The organism is Actinomyces respiraculi (genome assembly GCF_014595995.2).
GTDB lineage: Bacteria > Actinomycetota > Actinomycetes > Actinomycetales > Actinomycetaceae > Actinomyces > Actinomyces respiraculi.
Genome location: NZ_CP063989.1, coordinates 2,211,859 through 2,229,369, shown reverse-complemented (window position 1 = coordinate 2,229,369; position 17,511 = coordinate 2,211,859). Strand labels below are relative to the sequence as shown.

General features: G+C 69.4%; 11 protein-coding genes. 3 read left to right on the top strand and 8 right to left on the bottom strand.

Going from position 1 to position 17,511, the window contains the following annotated elements:
- Positions 1-6: 6 nt before the first annotated feature.
- The 8 genes from ID810_RS09245 to ID810_RS09210 form a co-directional block, all read right to left on the bottom strand.
- Positions 7-2,256 carry a SaeA-related protein gene (locus tag ID810_RS09245; protein ID WP_166855965.1) on the bottom strand — a complete coding sequence of 750 codons (2,250 nt, stop codon included), beginning with the start codon at positions 2,254-2,256 and terminating at the stop codon, positions 7-9.
- 37 nt (positions 2,257-2,293) lie between these two features.
- Entirely contained in the window at positions 2,294-4,882 is a 2,589-nt protein-coding gene (locus ID810_RS09240) for a hypothetical protein (RefSeq protein ID WP_166855963.1), read from the bottom strand.
- Between the two features lies 1 nt (position 4,883).
- Entirely contained in the window at positions 4,884-8,510 is a 3,627-nt protein-coding gene (locus ID810_RS09235; RefSeq protein WP_166855961.1) for a tubulin-like doman-containing protein, read from the bottom strand.
- 113 nt (positions 8,511-8,623) lie between these two features.
- Positions 8,624-11,368 carry a vWA domain-containing protein gene (locus ID810_RS09230; RefSeq protein WP_166855959.1) on the bottom strand — a complete coding sequence of 915 codons (2,745 nt, stop codon included), beginning with the start codon at positions 11,366-11,368 and terminating at the stop codon, positions 8,624-8,626.
- A gap of 2 nt (positions 11,369-11,370) precedes the next feature.
- Positions 11,371-11,832: a hypothetical protein gene (locus tag ID810_RS09225; protein ID WP_166855957.1), complete on the bottom strand. Its 462-nt coding sequence runs from the start codon at positions 11,830-11,832 to the stop codon at positions 11,371-11,373.
- A gap of 140 nt (positions 11,833-11,972) precedes the next feature.
- Positions 11,973-12,539 (bottom strand): hypothetical protein, encoded by a 567-nt coding sequence (locus ID810_RS09220; RefSeq protein WP_166855955.1) that lies wholly within the window; start codon positions 12,537-12,539, stop codon positions 11,973-11,975.
- Positions 12,540-12,729: 190 nt separating this feature from the next.
- A complete protein-coding gene (locus tag ID810_RS09215; protein ID WP_166855953.1) occupies positions 12,730-13,536 on the bottom strand; it encodes a variant leucine-rich repeat-containing protein in 807 nt (268 codons plus the stop codon).
- Between the two features lie 207 nt (positions 13,537-13,743).
- Positions 13,744-14,529 (bottom strand): exonuclease domain-containing protein, encoded by a 786-nt coding sequence (locus tag ID810_RS09210; RefSeq protein ID WP_166855951.1) that lies wholly within the window; start codon positions 14,527-14,529, stop codon positions 13,744-13,746.
- 422 nt (positions 14,530-14,951) lie between these two features.
- On the opposite strand from ID810_RS09210, the gene ID810_RS09205 reads away from it, so the two are divergent.
- The 3 genes from ID810_RS09205 (at position 14,952) to ID810_RS09195 (ending at position 17,177) form a co-directional block, all read left to right on the top strand.
- Complete coding sequence (locus ID810_RS09205; protein ID WP_166855949.1) at positions 14,952-16,085, top strand: GuaB3 family IMP dehydrogenase-related protein; 1,134 nt, start codon at positions 14,952-14,954, stop codon at positions 16,083-16,085.
- Positions 16,086-16,223: 138 nt separating this feature from the next.
- On the top strand, positions 16,224-16,490 hold the full coding sequence (locus ID810_RS09200; RefSeq protein WP_166855948.1) for an HPr family phosphocarrier protein: 267 nt from the start codon (positions 16,224-16,226) through the stop codon (positions 16,488-16,490).
- A gap of 75 nt (positions 16,491-16,565) precedes the next feature.
- Positions 16,566-17,177: a ribonuclease H family protein gene (locus tag ID810_RS09195; protein WP_166855946.1), complete on the top strand. Its 612-nt coding sequence runs from the start codon at positions 16,566-16,568 to the stop codon at positions 17,175-17,177.
- Positions 17,178-17,511: the final 334 nt, after the last annotated feature.

Sequence of the window (17,511 nt, the reverse complement as noted above, 5' to 3'; positions counted from 1 at the left end):
TCGTCCTCACCTCGCCGCGATCATCAGATCAGGCAGTGAGGGGTCGATCAGCGCGTAGGACTCAAGTGAGTGGGGCTGGGCACCTCCCTGCGCTGTCGCCCGTGCCGGTGCGTCGATCAGAAGCCGGAGGTACCCGGTCTTCAGCCCCTTCGTCTCAGCCCACAGGGAGAGTGTCGTGCCGTGGGCCGGCAGCGGCGCGGAGCGGTAGGACTCCTGCCCACCCTCACGGCTCGGCTTCTGCGCAAAGACCTCAAGTCGTTGACCGTCGGCCGGGTGGAGGGGCAGGTGGGTCTCGTTGTAGACGAGCACCATCTGCGCCACATCCTCCTGGCGGCGCACTCCGACGCGCGGAGTAATCGCGATTTCCACGACCGTTTGGCCGAAGGCCCGCACGGCCCTCCTGATCACGCTGCCCCCGACGGGTACTTCACCCGGCCAGCGCACCTGGTAGTCGTAGATCCACAGCGGGTCGACGTCGAGCCGTGTGGGCACCGAGGGGATCGGGACGCCACCGAGGTAGGTGACCGAGTTGATGTAGATCGTGGCGCCTTCGGATGGCAGGCCTCCGGAGATGATGCAGCCGCCCTGCTGCTGGTAGGTCTCCTTATCGACCGTGAGCTGAGGGCCGACGGCGTCGTCGACAGGTGAGCCGAGCGGCAGGATACGTAGCTCGACGGAACCAGCATCACCGGGCCAGGTGAACGTGAGCAGGTCCCGGCTCACTCGACGCAGGAGGGTGAGGTTCGTGATCTGGCCCGCCCGCTTGAGACGAACCGGCTGGCCGACCGTCGAGGTCCCGTCCTCATGGTTCGTCACCGGCGTGAAGTGGATGGTGTCCCAGTCCACACCGTCAGGCCAGATGACGTGCCGCAGCGTCCTGCGCTGGCGTCCGTCCTCCAAGGGCTCAATACCGGCCGCGCTCGTGATCGCCTCGCTCTCACGTAGGCCCGCTCGCTCCAGCTCCGTCGTCGGGATCTCACCTTGCTCGAGTGCCGCCGGGTCGACGGCAACGGCCGAGCGGTAGACGGTGACGGCAGACAGGGGGTGCTGGGTCCAGCTGATGTGCAGGGAGGCGCCACGCCCCTCTCCCTGGTCGGGATCGTGTTCGACGGTGAAGTCGGCAACGGCCTCATGGGCGACATCGGGCACGATCGACAGGACCTGAGGCGAGGAGGTGTAGGTCTCCCCGCCGACACTCACCTCGACGGCGGCGACGTAGTCCTGCTTCTGCCCGCCGCGGACATCGGCGTCCTGGAACCCCGCGCCGTTGTTCTCGATGAGATGGCTCATCCAGGCCATGCCGCGTAGGAGACGTCCCACTGGCTGTCCTGCCGGGATCTTTGCACTGCGCACCGCCACGACAGCGCCGATCGGGGCGGTGGGCGGCACCCACCTGCCCTCGACCGTCCGCGAGAGCGAGTCGAAGGACACCTGCCATCCCGCGAGAGGGTGGACAACGGCCTGGCTCGCCACGCGCCGGGGCTGGCCGAGCACGGTGGAGCCCGGTGCGGACCGCTCGTAGGCCCATACGGTGACGAAGCGGATCGCCGTCGTCGTGGGCAGCGTGTCGAGGGCCTCGCAGGCCTCGGTCACCGTGACCTCGTCGAAGTCGTCCGGGCTGTACGGGTCCTCCGTGTCAGAGACGACAACGCGGTAGACCTCCGTCTCGCTCGACGCCGGCCATGTGTAGCGCAGGCCCTGCGTCGAACGGGAGACGGAGACCGGGACCCGGTTCTGCCCCGATATGTCAATGTCCTCGTCAGCGCGGGAAAAGTCGTACAACGGCAGCTCCCAGACACGCCGCTCCGGTGCGGGCGGCTCAGCAGGAGGCGCCGAGGGCGCCACTGACTGCCCCGGCCCACTCTGAACATCCTGGGCATTCTGGGCACTCGGGGGCTGGGGCGGAGCGGGGTGGGCCGCAGCAGCAAGTGGTGTCGGCCCGCTGGGAAGCGGCGGCTCCGGATTCCACTCGGCCAGTGCGGACTCGCCGTCGGACTCGCCGTCGGACTCGTAGTCCGGGCGGCTGAAGCGGGCGTTGAGCGCAGCGACGAGTGAGCGGACCGCGCTCTCGTCAAGATCCGGGGTCAATCGGCGCACTGCCGCTTCACTGAAGGAGAGGTGCGCATCATCGTCCGCGACACCGGTGTTGAAGATGGGCTTCCATGTCGAGGGACGGACCACCGTCTTCACGCCGGCCCCCTCCTGGTCCAGCCATGTCTGAATCGCCTTGGTGAAGCTGGCGAAAGAAACAGTCATGTCGTGTCCTTCAGATGATCTTTGGTGATGGCGGGGCTCAGAAGACGACAGTGTCGTTGCCCAGAGAGAAGAGCTCGGGCTCGGGATAGATGAAGTCATCCGCCGCGATCGGTGGTGTCGCCGCGAGGAGGACCATCGTTTGGGACAAACCGTCGTTCTCCTGGTCGAACCAGGAGTGGTCCTGAGAGGTCAGGACGCTCGTACTCGTGCGAACACGTGCCCCGAGCATGTCCTGAACCACGGAGTGGTGGGCGGCGTGCTCGAGGTCCGAGCGGTAGTCCTTGAGAGTGCGCCGCTGGCCGTCAGGCATCGTGATCATCAGCTCGAGGCGAGGACCCGTCGGCTCCTGGAGGAGGGCAAGGCACCGTTGCCACCGGTCGGCCCCGGCCCGGGAGGTGACGCCCTCGCGCCTCAGGCCCTCGGCCCAGCGAGAGAGGGCTGAGTCCTCCCGTCCGGGCTCCGCGGTGATGTCGAGCTCACGGGTGAGGCGACGCTGACGCTGATCGGGGGTGAGGTGGGTGTCCATTCCCTCCTCGAAGGCATTCCATGCCTCGGTGAGCCAGCCCACCGAGAAGACCTGCGTGCGCAGAGCGGCGGCCACGTTCGCCAGGTGCTGCTGGTCGGCGTCCGCCACCACACGCTGGAATCCCGCCGGGAATCGGGTGACGTGGTCGCGAGCCGTGCGCTCGGTCGCGCGCTCCCCCAGAGGGTCGGAGAAGAAGGATGTCAGGATGCTGCCCCACTGGACGAACTGGTCGTAGGCCTCGCCCTGCGCCGCCAGGTCCTCGACTGCCATGCGCAGGTTGGCCAGGACCTGAGGCAGGGCCTTACCGAGCGTCTCGGCGCGATGACGGATCCGGAAGAGCTCACGCTGCTGGGTCCAGAAGGTGGCCAGCGAGACAAGAAGCCACAGGACGACGACGACCGCGGCGACGATCCCGACGACCGTCCAGGTGATGGCCTCGGTGGAGCCGCCGATGATCAGGCCGGTGATGACCACGAGCATGAGGATTGCCAGGCCGAGGAGGATGGTGCGCAGGCGGCGCTGCCGCGACTCGATCCCGGCGAGCGTGTCGTCCGACTGAAGGGCACGTACCTGCTCCGACATCGTCACGATGTCGCGGCGCGTCTGCTCGAAGATGGTGGCGAGCCCGTTGCCGATCTGAGGCAGCAGACGTTGGCCGTTGCGGCCCTGCCAGGCGTCGATCTCAGCCAGGACACGGCCCGCGGTGGCAGCGCGTGGGTCGTTCGAGCGTGCGAGAGCGGTGAGCTCGGCCTGCACGCGGTGGATCTCGAGCTGATCCCAGGCCATGAGGCGTGTTCCGGCCGGGATCGGTCCAACGGCCTCGGTGAAGAGGAAGCTGCCCTCTGCGTCGAGCGGTGGCGCGATGAGACTCGTGTCCGTCACAACGCCGGCGTACGCGGGCAGCGTGAGGTTCTCACAGCTGGAGCCTTGAGCCAGGCCGATGGCCCCGTCGCGCAGGTCCCTCCACAGCTCAGTGAAGCTGCGGCGCACCTGCACCGGCGAGGAGGTGATCTCCTGGGGCATCGTGTTGCTCGCCTGGAGCGCGGCCTGGCTCAGCTGACGCCAGCCCATGGTCACCCCGCTCTGATCGACACCGCCGACGACGACGCTCACGGGGCTGTTGGGCCCGAAGACGACATTGGCCGTTGTCAGCGCGACGCTCGTCTTGACGCTATGCACCACGCCTCGCGCCCAGGCCGCGGGAGCCCCCAGAAGCGCCTTGAACATGAAGGAGAAGAAGAGACGCAAGGCGTCGAGGAAACCGATGGAGCGCTCGTCAGCGCCTGCCACTGAGGCAGCAGGACGGCGCAAGGACGCGGCGTGCCGCTCGCCCCAGACCCGGCTCAGCCAGGCGACACGGGCTGCGGGGTCCGTGTAGGCGTCAACGGTGGCTCCGCCCATGGACCGGGTGGGACGGGGCAGGGAACCGGTGACGGTCAGGACCTGGCGCCGCACGTCGTCCTCGACAGCACGGGCATCGGTGATGCGAGCGAAGCTGCGCACGATGCGCACCGCGGTCGAGACGTCCGTAGGCGTGTTGTCGTAGGGACCGCGCGTGACAGCGCCGACGAGACCGCCGTGGATGGCGATCGCCACGGCCGCGGCACCCGGGATGCTCGCGGGGTCGTTCCACCATGGAACCTGGCTGAAGGCGGGGTCGGCCGTGGACTCGGGCGAGACCATGACGTCCTCCCAGCCGTTGCGACCGAGCTGCGCTTCCACAGGTTCCTTAGACCACGGGATGAGCAGGCGCAGGCAGTCCTGGCGCGTGCCGGTAGGAAGGCCGCGCAGCCGGTAGAACTGCTCTGCCGGACCTGACAGAGCGTCGTCAGCCGGGTGCCCGATAGGCACGACGGCGAGAATGCGCTCGCGCTCAAGTCCATGACGGTTGACCGCAGCGCTGAAGGTGGAGGGGCGGGCGATGCCCCTCTCCACCTCCACGGTCACGGGGTCGTCATGGTCAGGGGCGTGCTCGGGATCCGCTGGTGCCTCGATCCAGACGAAGGGTGAGAGCAGCCCCGAGGCCGATAGGTCGGTCAGGGCCGCCAGCACCGGGCGCTGGCTCTGAGGAGCGACAATGATGACGACAGTGCTCGGCATGTCAGAATTCCATCCCGCCGTTAACAACGGGAGCGGGATCCGCACCGGCCGTCGACGTTGCCTCGGTGACGTGTGCTGGGAGTGTGGCGAGGTCAGAGCGGACCTTGGCCAGCTCGTCGTGCATCTCCTGGGCGAGGTCGACCGTCAGCGGCGTGGTCTCGATGAGCTCACGCTTCTTGTAATTCGTGAACCAGCCCGACTCGTCCCTCTTGCCGGGCCCGGGCAGGTAGTGTTCGTCGATGTAGGCGAGCAGCTTGTCGCAGTGTGCGAGGAGCTCGGTGCGCCGCTCCTCGACGCTGGTGCACGCCGACAGGTCGACCGCGCCCGTCAAACCGTCGACAGAGCCGGTGGCCAGCAGCGCCCCCAGGTTCTTCTGCGCGGCGGAGAGCACACCGAACATGACCAGCGGTTCGTTGACGCCGTCGTCGACCCACCGCCGTAGGACCGCCCAGGGCCTGAAGGCATCCAGCCCCTTGGCCGGGACCTCCAGGTAGGCGAGTAGGACGGACTCGAGCAGCGCGGGCAGCATCGCGTTAGGTGCGCGCATCTGCGAGGGCGGCGTGAGCAGGGGACAGGGGAAGGCCACCCACTCCTGCTCCTCGCGGTCCCAGACCCTGACTGGCTGGTAGTCCGCCTGCCGGTCGCCCCACACCGGGCGGTCGATGCCGCCGCACAGTGAGGCGATCCACCAGCCGCGCACGATCGCACGACGCTCGGCGTCACCCAGCGGCACGCAGGCGGCCAGTGGGCGCGCACGGCGCCACTGCCAGAAGTTATTGCGGGCGCCGGGGCTGGAGGCGGCCTGGTGCCATGCCTGGCCCACGGAGTCGAGCAGGCCCCGGTAGGCCACCGGCAGGGTCCGTGAGAAGGAGCCGAAGACATCGATCCGGGAGACGTCGCTGGTCGCCGTCCCCTCCTGCAGGTCGGACAAACGCGTGGACAGCTCCGCAGAGTCCACGTCCGGCATGCCACCGTTGGTCACGTGGTCAATGAGCTCCTGCACGACGGAGGCCGTCACCGGCAGCGCCGAGAAGCGGTAGTCCCGTTGGAACGTGGCAGCTGAGGTGCCGGCGTGCAGGCGCGCGTAGAGGTCCTTATCGATATCCGCCAGCGGCCGGGCCATCTCCATGGCCTCCTTGAGGCCTGCGAGAACGGCGTCCTCACGCACAGTCAGCTCATGGGACCCGGCACCCGGATCGGCGAGGAAGCCACGCAGCGACTGCGAGCAGAAGGACTGGAAGATCTCGCCGGTACGCCACACCCAGGCCCGGGCGCGGCTGAGCACGTCCTCGCTGCTCAGACGTGCGTCGAATGACGCCGCAGTGACCATGGCGGCACCGGTGTACTGCGTCATCCCTGCCGGCACCCACTGGGTGCGCGCCGTGAGCATGTTGTCAGGAGCAGGAGCACCGGCCCCCTGTTCCCACGCACCGGTGAGGACCTCACGCACCACCTGCGCGTAGGCGGAGCGGAGATCCGGCGCTTGGGCGACCGAGTCCCGTACGTGGCGCTCGAAGGAGCCCGGGTACTGCGACACCGGCATGAGCACGACCTCGTTGTGGGCCACGGCGAAGCGCCCCGGCACCGAGGCCACAGGGTCCTGGCCGGGGTCAGGCTCACCAGGCCACGCCTGGTAGACGCTGGTCGCCACGCTGGCGACGCCGGCACCCTGCGGCGTCTGGGCGCGCTCGCGCTCGAGAACCCGACGCGCGTTCTCAAGTGTGTCGCTGAGCGAGCGCACGACCCCGGGGCGCAGGTCCGCCAAGGACGTGCCCAGCAGTTCGCTCGTGCGGGCGCACAGCCAGTCGAAGACCTGCTGGCGAAGCCCCTCTTCAAGCGAGGCCATGAGCTGTTCCATCCCAGCCCCGGCGAGGTTGGCCTTACCCATCTGGGCGACAGCGCTCGACACTGAGGCGGGCAGGGCCAGAGGACGTGCAGACGGATCGGGCTGCAGGGCGACGAGACTGGCGACAAGCCCCTCGACCAGGCCGCCTGGGCCGCCAACACGGTCCAGGACCGTGCGCCCGTAGGGCAGACCGAAGTCGGCGACGGTCTCACGTGTACCGGCGACGATCGCCTCGGCGATCTCATGAGCGCGGCCAAGAGCCAGCTCCCCGGCCACGCGGTCCATCTCGCCGCGGACACCAGCCTCGCGGCCCGCAAGCCACTGTCCCACCTGGCCGGCCCACTCGGCGACCGGCATCCCCTCGGCTCGCGGCAGCTGCGCGAGCACACTCGTCACCACGGAGGAGGCGCTGTTGCGCAGGGTCTCACGGTTGGTGACGGCGCTCATCGAGGGGTCGAGGAGCCAGTCGATCGTGCCCTGGTCCACCGCTGAGCCGGTGGCGGTGACGGTGCGGCGCCCCGAGGGGGAGACGAGACACATCCGCTCGGTCTCCAGCGCGGCACGCTGGCCCCAGAGGTCGGCAAGGCGCTGGGTGTCCGGGGTCGGGTCACCGGGGAGCCGGAAGCCCTCAACCAGGTGGTCGAGGACTCGCCGCGCCAGGCGCTGCGAGACATACTCCGCGTAGCGGTCGCGGCCCATCGACAGTGAGGCGTAACCGAAGGAGCTCCAGACCGTCCGGTCGGCTGGAACGCCCCAGGAGACCATGCTCCGGTTCGGTACGTCCACGGGGTTACCGATGTCGAAGGACACGAAGCTCTGGAACACGGGGCTGGAGATGTAGCGGGCCAGACCACGGCCCATCCCTCGGAAGACGCCGTCCGTTGTGCCGTCACCGAAGACCGCCCCGGTGCCGCCGGCCGTCAAGCCGATCGGGGTGACGCGTTTGAAGGCTGCGCTGTGCACCTGGACCCCGAAGCGGTCGTACAGGTCGACGTCGACCTGCGCGCAGGCGCCGGCCGGCTCCGCCTGGGCGGCACTCATCTCGCCGAGCATGGCAAGCGTGTTGCCCGGCATGCCCTGGCGTGCGTCCGACGGGACGTTGTTGAAGACCTCAGCCGTGTACAGGAAGACGCTGATGTTGTCCGAGCTGATCGGCGTGGCGAGCGTCTTCCCGGCTCCGGCGATGAGGCGGCACACGTCGAGCGTCATGGAGGCTCCCGAGCCGCCCGCCATGGATGAGACGACCAGGACCATCGGCGCCGCGTTCGGAGCCGGCGCGGAGCCCATACCTGGGACTTTCGCGGCTGTCTGCGCCGCCGAGCGAAGCGCCTCCGGTGAGCCCATCGCCTCGACCGCCTGCCTCACGGCGCTGGTGATCTCGTCGAGCTTGGTGAGGATGACGAGGCGGCCGATCTGGCGGTACTGCCCGGCTCCCAGGTGGATAGGCACTGTCACGTCCGCGGCACGCCGCGGCACCCAGGTGGCCAGGTCACGCAGGCCGCTGGAGCCGCGCGCCTGCACCTTCTCGACCAGCGCGCTGTCGACGACCGAGTACTGGCCAGTTGTGACGCCGCAGGAGACGTAACGACCACCCTGTGCGCTGACCGGAGGCACCATCTTCGGGCGTTCCTCCTGGATGGGGGTGTCGACGTGAATAAACTGCCAGCAGCCCGGGATCTCCTCGATCCCGTAGACGGCCAGATCGGCGCGCAGCTGGTCCATCATGTACGCCAGTGTCTGGGCGCCAGAGCCGCCGCAGCCCACAACGAGCACGCGATACATCGTCTATCAGTCCTTTCCGCCGGCGGTGCCGGCGTCTCCCCGGGGACGGGGCTGGTCAAGTGGTGAGGTGAGGGGGCGCGACGCACGCCCGGTGGGCCGTCTGGTGAGCGTGCTCAGAACGGGGAGCGTGGCTCACCTGGCGGCGGCGGGGCGTCGTCTGATCCGCCGAAGCTGCCGAAGCTGCCGAAGGTGGAGGAGGAGCCGACACCGCCTGCCCCCGGGTCACTGCCGGACCCGAAGACGCTGCCCGGCGCAGCCGCATCGCTGTCGGCCGTGCCGAAGCCCGCCGCCGCGGGGGGAGCGGCCTCCGCGGCGGGCGCCGATGTCCCCGTGGGCGCGACGAGCGCGAGGCGCGAGGCGAGTCGATCGGCGGCGTCCTGCTGGACGCGTGCGATGTCGTCGTCGGCACGGCTACCGCCGGAGGCCAGGAGGATGAGGGTGACATGGCGGGGCGAGTCGGGCTGGTCCAGCACGGCCACCCAGTTGCCGCGCACGGCGAGCGGAAGGAGAGCACGACCCTTGACTGTGCTGGTCGGAGACCCCGAGATGGAGGGAGCCTCAGGGGACACCAGACGCACATAGGGGGAGGCCGTGGGTGAGGCACCGGCAACCGCCTTGAACCGGTAGGGGCCCACCACCAGTTCGCGAGCCCCCTTGGGGACTGACTTCATCTCCCACTGGTTGCTCGGCACGTCGATTGTGGGATGAGAGCCGTCGGTCGGAACCTCGACAACGGTGGTCGCCCACAGGAGGGTGCCGCCGGGCATCCGTGCGGTGAGGAGCTTCATGAGGTAGAGCAGGCCGACGGGAATGGCGATGCCCGCGATGAGGACGAGGGCGAACACCGTCCAGGCGGTGCCGACGTCAAGCGGGCGCAGCATCTCACCGGTGAAGGAGACCTCGACGACCTGGGCGCGGTCGTAGTCCTCGGCCGGGGCGATGTAGACGCCGATCGTGCCGGTCACGGCACCGTTGGCGTGCTCCGACGCCGTGAGCGTGAGCGGGAGGGTCCCGCTCGCCCCCTCGGCCACGGTGAGGCACGAGTCCTTGCTCGAGGCGCTCGAGCTGACCGAGACGTCCCCGGCGTCGGCGGGCACACCCGTGAGGGTGAGCGCGGACTCATCGACCCAGACGCAGCCCGGTCCGGTGACGGGCAGGTCGACGGTGGTGCTCAGCTCCTCCTCGAGGAGCCCGAAGTCGACACGTGTGCCGACCACGGGAAAGTCGAGCGCAGCATTGATCGTCACGGCCGTCGTCGCCTCGGTCGGCGAGAGTGTTGTCCCCTCAACCGTCGAGCCGTCCGCAAGCGTCGCGGGTGCCGTCGTCACGGTCAGTGAGGTGGTCACCGTGGCCTGTCCGAGGGCGAGGTCCTGGGGGATGGTGAGGGGCACCGGTCCCTCGAGATCGGCAGGGTCATCGGTCTCGAACAGGATGTGGGTCTCGCCTGCGGCGCTGGTCGCGCGCACCTGGGCCTTCACCCCGCCCACGATCCGGCCGGCTTCGATGTCTTCGCCGTCCTTCTTGTCGCGCAGCACAAGCCTCGCCTCGACGTCCTCGCCCTGGCGCAGCGTCGTGTTGGACAGGTCCTGCCACTCGAGCCTGAGGGGCGAGGTGAGGTGGATATTGACGTGCGCCTCCTGACCGGGGGAGGAGGACGTCGTGTCGACGAAGGCGAGACGCCACTGACCGTCCCAACTGGTCGCGGTCGCGGCGTCAAGGTCCGCCTCGAGCGTGCGCGGAGTCAGCCACTCGCCGGTGACGCCCGCCGAGGTCTGCGTGCCTGAGGTCGCCCCGGAGATGATGATCGGCTCCGTGGAGCCGGGGGCGTAGAGGTAGGCGTCGAGGCCCGCAACGTCGGAGGAGGCCAGGATGTGCACGGCATCGATGCTGCGGTCCAGGACGAAAGTCGATTCTCCGGGTGTGCACACCGTGCCCTGGCAGATCGTCACAGTGTCGGACATGACGGTCCCGCCAGGCGCGGAAATCGAGTCGAAGGCCAGCAGGAGGGAGTCGAGGTCGGACACCGGGTAGAAGAAGCCGACGTTCGCCGACACGTCGCCGCACTGCTCGACCCCGTGATGGGTGGCGTTGGTCCCACCGCCCAGGGTGATGCGCTTCATGAGTGTGAAGTCGACGGGTTCCCCGTTCGGCGAGCTCAGACCGATGCCGAGCACAGTGATGCCGGAGGAACGGAGCTGGTCAGCAAGACCAGTCGCACGGCACATGTCCATCAAGCCCGCCTGCTCGGCCGCAGTGACACCCGACTCGGACGCCAGGTTCTGATCAACGGCGTATGGCTTCTCGGCACTGGAGTCGCGCACGTCAAGGTCGAAGGCGCCGTCGGACAGCCAGGCAACGGCCCGGCAGCCGGAGGTGTCGTGCGCTGCGAGGTCCTGGCGGGCGCCGTCGAGCGCCGTCCAGTAGTCGGTGTCGTAGTCGTGGATGTCGTCTCCGACGGCGGTGACCTGGCTCTTCAGCTGGGTGCCGCTCGTGGCGTCAAGGGCGGCCCACTCTCCGGCAGGTGTGTAGTCGGCGGCGAATCCGACGACACGCACGTCAAGCGCGACGCCGCTCGAGGCGGTGAAGGCCGTCAGCCGACTGATGAGGTAGTGGGCCGCCTGGACACGGCCCTTGTCCGGGTCGGTGTCGCGCAGGGAGCCGGACTGGTCCATGAGGATGACGAGGGAGCCGGAGCCCTCACCGGACAGGCAGGCGCCGAAGTCGGCGAGCGCCGTCTGCTCGGAGTCCTCCTCGGCGGACACGGCCAACGGGATGGCGGGCAGTCCGGCGACGAGGAGAGCGAAGGTCAGGACCGTCAGGAGGCTGCCTGCGAGCACACGGTGCACACGGTGGCGCATGGTCACATCCTTCCCAGAACGAGGGCGAGGCGGCCGGCAGCCACGACGACGGCGACGAGGGCGACGACGACCGAGGCACGGTAGACCACCGTGTGCCAGCCGTAGTAGAGGTACCAGGGGTTCGCCTGGCGCTGGGCGTTCCTGACCGTGAAGAAGGTCGACAGGCCCAGGCCGACAAGAGCCGCAAGGACCCAGCCGATGGCGCCACCCACGAGCGTGGGCAGGAGGAGGGCGACACCGATGCCGACGACGCTGGCGGCGATCGAGCCGTAGAGGAGGGCAACCGGCGCCGTGGTCGGCGTCGTGGCGGTGGCGCCGAAGCCCGCGCCCGGTTGGGAGCCGAAGCCGTCGGCTGAGGTGGAAGATGAGCCGAAGGCGCTTGTCGCGGGCTCGGACGAGCCGAAGGCGCCGGCGGCCGGACTGCTCGACGCCGACGCGGTGACGGACGGGAACCCGGCACTCACGGAGGTGGACTCGGGTACCGAACCGGCTGGTGCACCGGTCCCGGTCGGAGGGCCCCAGCCGGCAGCGGAGGAAGGGAAGTGGGAGGAGGACATCTGGGTTCTTTCGGTCTTAGGGCGCTGGAAGGCAGAGCGGGGACGGGTCAGGTCTCTTCAGCAGTCATCTCGTCATTCCGGGTGAGGATCTCACGGACCTCGTCACGGCCGGGAAGTGAGATCCCGAAGCGCTCGAAACGCTCGTAAAGACGGTCGACCGCCTCGGCGTCGATGTCCTCGACGACATTGACGTCGCGGGCAAGGTTCTGGGCCTGGATGATGGTACGGTCAGCGAGCTCCTGGCCTCCCGCGGCCAGGGCGATGACGGCGACTGGCAGCGGCAGCACGAGGCTGAGGACCAGGACGGTGATGGGCAGCCAACGGGGACGGCTGACGACGGCGCCGCGAATGCTGAGACCGACGGCCGCAAGCACGGCCAGCGTCCCCACGACCACGAGGGTGACGAACTCACGGTGAACGAACGGCTCACGACCGACGGCTGCCTGGAAGACGTCGATGGAGACGAGCAGCTCGTAGCAACCGACGCCAACCGCGGCCAGCCCCAGGAGGCCGATGACGATGGCCAGGACCGTCGCCCGTGAGCGGCGCGTCTCGGCGTGCGGGCCGGCTGAGGCCAATGACGCGGTGCCCGACGCGAACCGCGCTGGTGGCACCACCAGGCCTGCCGACGACGCGCCCCTGGCACTGCGGGGCCCCGGAGAGCCGGTCCGGAACGGGGACGAGGGCTCCGACGACCCTCCGAAGGATGGGGTCGCGCTCGTGCCGCCGGGTGTCATCGGTCCCGAGGCACCTGACGCACTGCCGAACGGGCTGGGCACACCATTGCTGGACATGGGATCTACCTCACCACGTGCTGTATCCGCTGCGCGAGATCGTGAAACCGTTGCCCGTGTACTGGTTCCAGCAGGTCATACCGTCCTCGGCAGAGCTGCAGGCGTAGCCGTCCGTGGCAACTGACTGCCCGTACTCGAGGGTGGTCACCGAGTCTCCTTCGTTACCGAGGTACTCGTTGCCGCACTGAAGGTCAACGGTCTCAGTGACCGAGATGGAGAACAGGGTGTCTGAGCAGTCCTGCAGGCCCGCATCGGCGTAATAGCGCTCATAGATCGAGCAGTACACACCGGATTCGTAGATCTCGCAGGAGATATTGAGCGAGGGCGACTGGATGAGGGAGGCTGAGATCGCCTCGTCAGGGGCCGGAGAGACCTTCTCCTGGGCCGACTCGACCGGCTCCGCGGCATCGTCACCACCTGAGGAGAGGCTGATCAAAAATGCGACGATGGGGACGACGACGAAAATGATGATGAGGACAAGGCAGCCGCACCCACAGCCTTTGCCGACGATACCGGAGGACCGTGCGGGCTGGGGGACCGGTGTCGTCATGCTGGTCGTGCTGGGGCCGCGCATGGCCGCTGCCCGTGAGGCGGCAGCCTCGCGCTGCGCCTTCGCCTGCTCCTCCGCCAGGTGGCGGTTCCAGGCGTCACGCGCCATGGGTGAGGACTCGATGAGGTACCCGCGCAGGTCCTCGGGGAGCTCGGGGTTGAGGATAAGGACGTCGTGGACCTCAGGCGCATTGTCAACCAGGGCCTCAAGGCGCTCGCGCGGCGTCTGCGGGTCCATCGCCTCCTGGCGGAGCTCCTCGCGACGCATAGCAACCTCCAAAGGAACCTCACGCACGGGACATGGGGCATTCCGAGCCGAGGATGGGCGGGAAGAGGCTCCAGACGTACTGGATCAACGACGAGGGGAACCCCTGACAGCGGTGAGAGGGGCGCCCCGGGGGCAACTGTACATATGCGGCGTTCTCGATCAAGTACAAGATCTGACCCCTCTGATATTTACCGCCTGGCCGACCCGTCAGCTATTGCTGGCCAGGGGCCAGGAGGGGTCGGCGTCGGGGGTGCGGCCCTGGCGGGTGAGCCACTGGTTGAAGGACGTGGCCCAGGCGCGGTGGGCCTCGGCTTGCATGCCCTGCAGGGCCGCCAGGTCCGTGCCAGCCACCTGCGGGTGCACGCGGGCCATCGCCTCGAGGACGTCGAGCGTGGCGGCCACGTCCACCTCCGCCGTGTGCAGTGCCTCGTCCACCTGCACGCCGTAGACGGCGCACATGTCCCCCAGGCGGCGCTTGCCCTTGCGCCACCGGTCCACCGCCCGGTCCAGGACGAGTGGGTCCAGCACCGGGGCGATCTCACCGCCCAGACGCTGGCGCAGGGTGGCCAGGCCGTGACGGGCCAGCTCGGCCTCCATGAGCGTGAGGTCGAAGGAGGCGTTGAAGGCGACCACCGGCGTGCCCTGGGCCATCGTCGTGGCCAGGGCCCCGGCGACCTCCTCCAGCACCTCAGCCGCAGGCCGCCCCTCCGCACGGGCGCGCTCCGTGGTGATCCCGTGCACGGCCGCCGCCGCGGCGGGGATCTCGACGCCGGGGTCCGCCAGCCAGGTGCGCACCTGCTGCCGCCGGCCGCCGTCGGAACTTAGTGGACCCCGGAACACGAGTGCCGCCGTCACGAGACGGTCCCGGGTGGGGCTCACGCCGGTGGTCTCCGTGTCGAAGCCCAGCAGTGGTCCGGCGACCCAGGTGGGGGAGGAGGTGCCGGTCCCGGTGGAGGAGTCGGAGGAGCGAGGACGAGGAGTGCTGTGGCTCATGCCCCGAGTGTGCCACCGCCCTCGGACGCGAACGGCTGCCCGGCATACGGGGGGCGGCCGTTCGCGCGGGCCTTCGGTGGCCGCTGCCACAACGGCTGCCCGGCATACGCGGGGGCGGCTGCGGGAGTAAGACGCCAGCGGCGCGTGCGGCCGGGCTGGTGACGCATAGGGCGCCGGGTGCGGATCACCTCCCCGCGGTATGGACCACTTTCCCGCAATACGGACCACCTTCTGAAGTTTGGACCACCTGGTTGGTACAACCAGGTGGTCCAAGCTGGGAGAGGTGGTCCAAACTGGGAGAGGTGGTCCAAACTGGGAGAGGTGGTCCGAACTGGGCGAGGGGGCGCGCCAGGGAAGGTCGCCCGAACCTCGCTCGCAGCGCCCACCGCTGCCGTCTCACCGCCCACCGCTACCATCACCCCATGAGTGGTGAGATCGAGATCGGACGTTCCAAGCGTGCCCGCCGGGCCTACTCCTTCGACGACATCGCGCTCGTGCCCGCCCGGCGCACCCGTGATACCCAGGATGTGCGCGTCGGCTGGCAGCTCGACGCCTACCACCTCGACCTGCCGGTCATGGCCGCCCCCATGGACTCCGTCATGAGCCCGGAGACCGCCGTCCTCGTCGGTCGGCTCGGCGGCGTCGGCGTGCTCGACCTCGAGGGCCTGTGGACCCGCTACGAGGACCCCTCCGAGGCGTATGCCCGCATCCGCCAGGCCGGCCCCGGCGAGGCCACCCGGGCGATGCAGGAGGTCTACCGGGCCCCGATCCGCCCCGAGCTCATCACCGCCCGCCTCACCCAGGTCCGCCAGGCCGGCGTCGTCGTCGCCGGACGGCTCAGCCCCGCCCAGACGCAGCGCCACTGGCGTACCGTCGTTGATGCCGGCGTCGACCTCTTCGTCATCCGCGGCGCCGCCGTCTCCGCCGAGCACGTCTCGGGCACGGTCGAGCCCCTCAACCTCAAGCGCTTCATCTACGAGCTCGACGTGCCCGTCATCGTCGGCGGCGTCACCACCTACACCGCGGCCCTGCACCTCATGCGCACCGGCGCCGCCGCCGTCCTCGTCGGCCAGGGGGGTGGCGCCTCCTCCTCGGTACGCCAGGTCCTCGGGCTGCACATGCCCATGGCCACCGCCGTGTCCGATGTCGCCGCCGCCCGCCGTGACTTCCTCGACGAGTCCGGGGGCCGCTACGTCCACGTCATCGCCGACGGCTCGGTCGGCAACTCCGGCGACGTCGTCAAAGCGATCGCCTGCGGGGCCGACGCCGTCATGCTCGGCGCCGCCCTCGCCCGCGCCGTCGAGGCGCCCGGCGGCGGCTACCACTGGGGCGACGAGTCCCACCACGAGCGCCTGCCCCGCGGCTTCCGCTCCTGGGTGGGCACGGTCGGCTCCCTCGAGGAGATCCTCAACGGCCCCTCCGACCGCGCCGACGGCACCCTCAACATCGTCGGCGCCCTGCGTCGCACGCTCGCCACGACCGGCTACTCGGACGTCAAGGAGCTCCAGCGCGTCGAGGTGGTCCTGGCCCCTTACGCGGCCACCCCGAGTCGCTGAGCCCACCTTGCGGGGGTGTCGGCACGGGCGCGGCGGTCCGGTAGGGTGATCGTGTTCGGACCCGCTGCCCGCACCCGACACGGACAGGGGACCGGGTGCCGCGACCGTGGCACCAACTCTGACTCTCAAGGAGATCTCATGGCACAGGTCACCGCAACTATCGCCTCCCGCGTCGGTCTGCACGCCCGCCCCGCCGCCACCTTCGTCAAGGCCGTCGCGGAGAAGGGTGTCCCGGTCACGATCGCCAAGGAGGGCGGCGCCCCCGTCGACGCCTCCTCCATCCTCGGCGTCATGACTCTCGGCGCCGGCTTCGGCGACGTCGTTACCCTCTCCTCCGAGGCCGAGGGTGCTGAGGCCGCCCTCGACTCCCTCAAGGCCCTGCTCGAGACCGACCTCGACGCCTGAGGACCCGACCGACTGACTGACGACGGGGCACGCACCACGCGGTGTGTGCCCCATCGTCGTCGGTAGGCTCGCGCCATGACGATCATCGCCGCGGCGGACGGCTCCGCCCTCGGAAACCCCGGCCCCGCAGGCTGGGCCTGGTACGTCGACGAGTCCTGCTGGGCCGCCGGAGGCTGGCCCGAGTCCACCAACAACCGGGGTGAGCTCACCGCCGTCCTGGAGCTGCTGCGCGCCACCGCGCACACGGGTGAGGACCTGCTCATCCAGGCCGACTCTCAGTACGTCATCAACTCCCTCACCACGTGGATGCCGGGCTGGAAGCGACGCGGCTGGCGCAAGGCCGACGGCAAGCCGGTCCTCAATGACGACCTTATGAAGGCCCTTGATGCCGAGCTCGCCGGCCGCAAGGTGCGCTTCGAGTGGGTCAAGGGCCACGCCGGCCACCCGGCCAACGAGCGGGCCGACGACTGCGCCCGGGCCGCCGCCACCGCCTACCAGCGCGGCACGCCGGTGCCCTCGGGCCCGGGATGGACGCGCGGGGGAGGGGCCCCGCAGTCGGTCCGTGGATCCGTGCCGTCCGACGGCGCGGCCACCTCAGTCCCGCGGGCCGATGTCGTGCCCGGCGCGACCGCCGCGCGCCGCGCCCGCCTGCGCGCCCAGCAGGAGTCCGGCGGCACCCTCTTCTGAGCCCACGCGCTTCTGAGCCCACGTGCCCGGAAGCGGGTCGTGTCCACCGCTGTGCGCGAGGTCGAGGGTTGCGTCGCGAGGTCGAGGGTTGTGTCGCGAGGTCGAGGGTTGCGGGCTCGAACTCGGCGCCGAACCCTCGAACTCGTGGGGGGATGCCGCGCTCGACCAGTCCCGGAAGGCCCAACAGACGAGCGTCGCGGTTCCCGCGGGGCCTGCGCGGTGGGGCTTGCACGCTCATGCTTTTCGACCTCTGTCGAAAACGGCGGAATTCCGCGGTTTCCGAGATCGGTATTGTCGAGTGCTTCGGCTCCCATGTGCATGGGCAACCTCCACG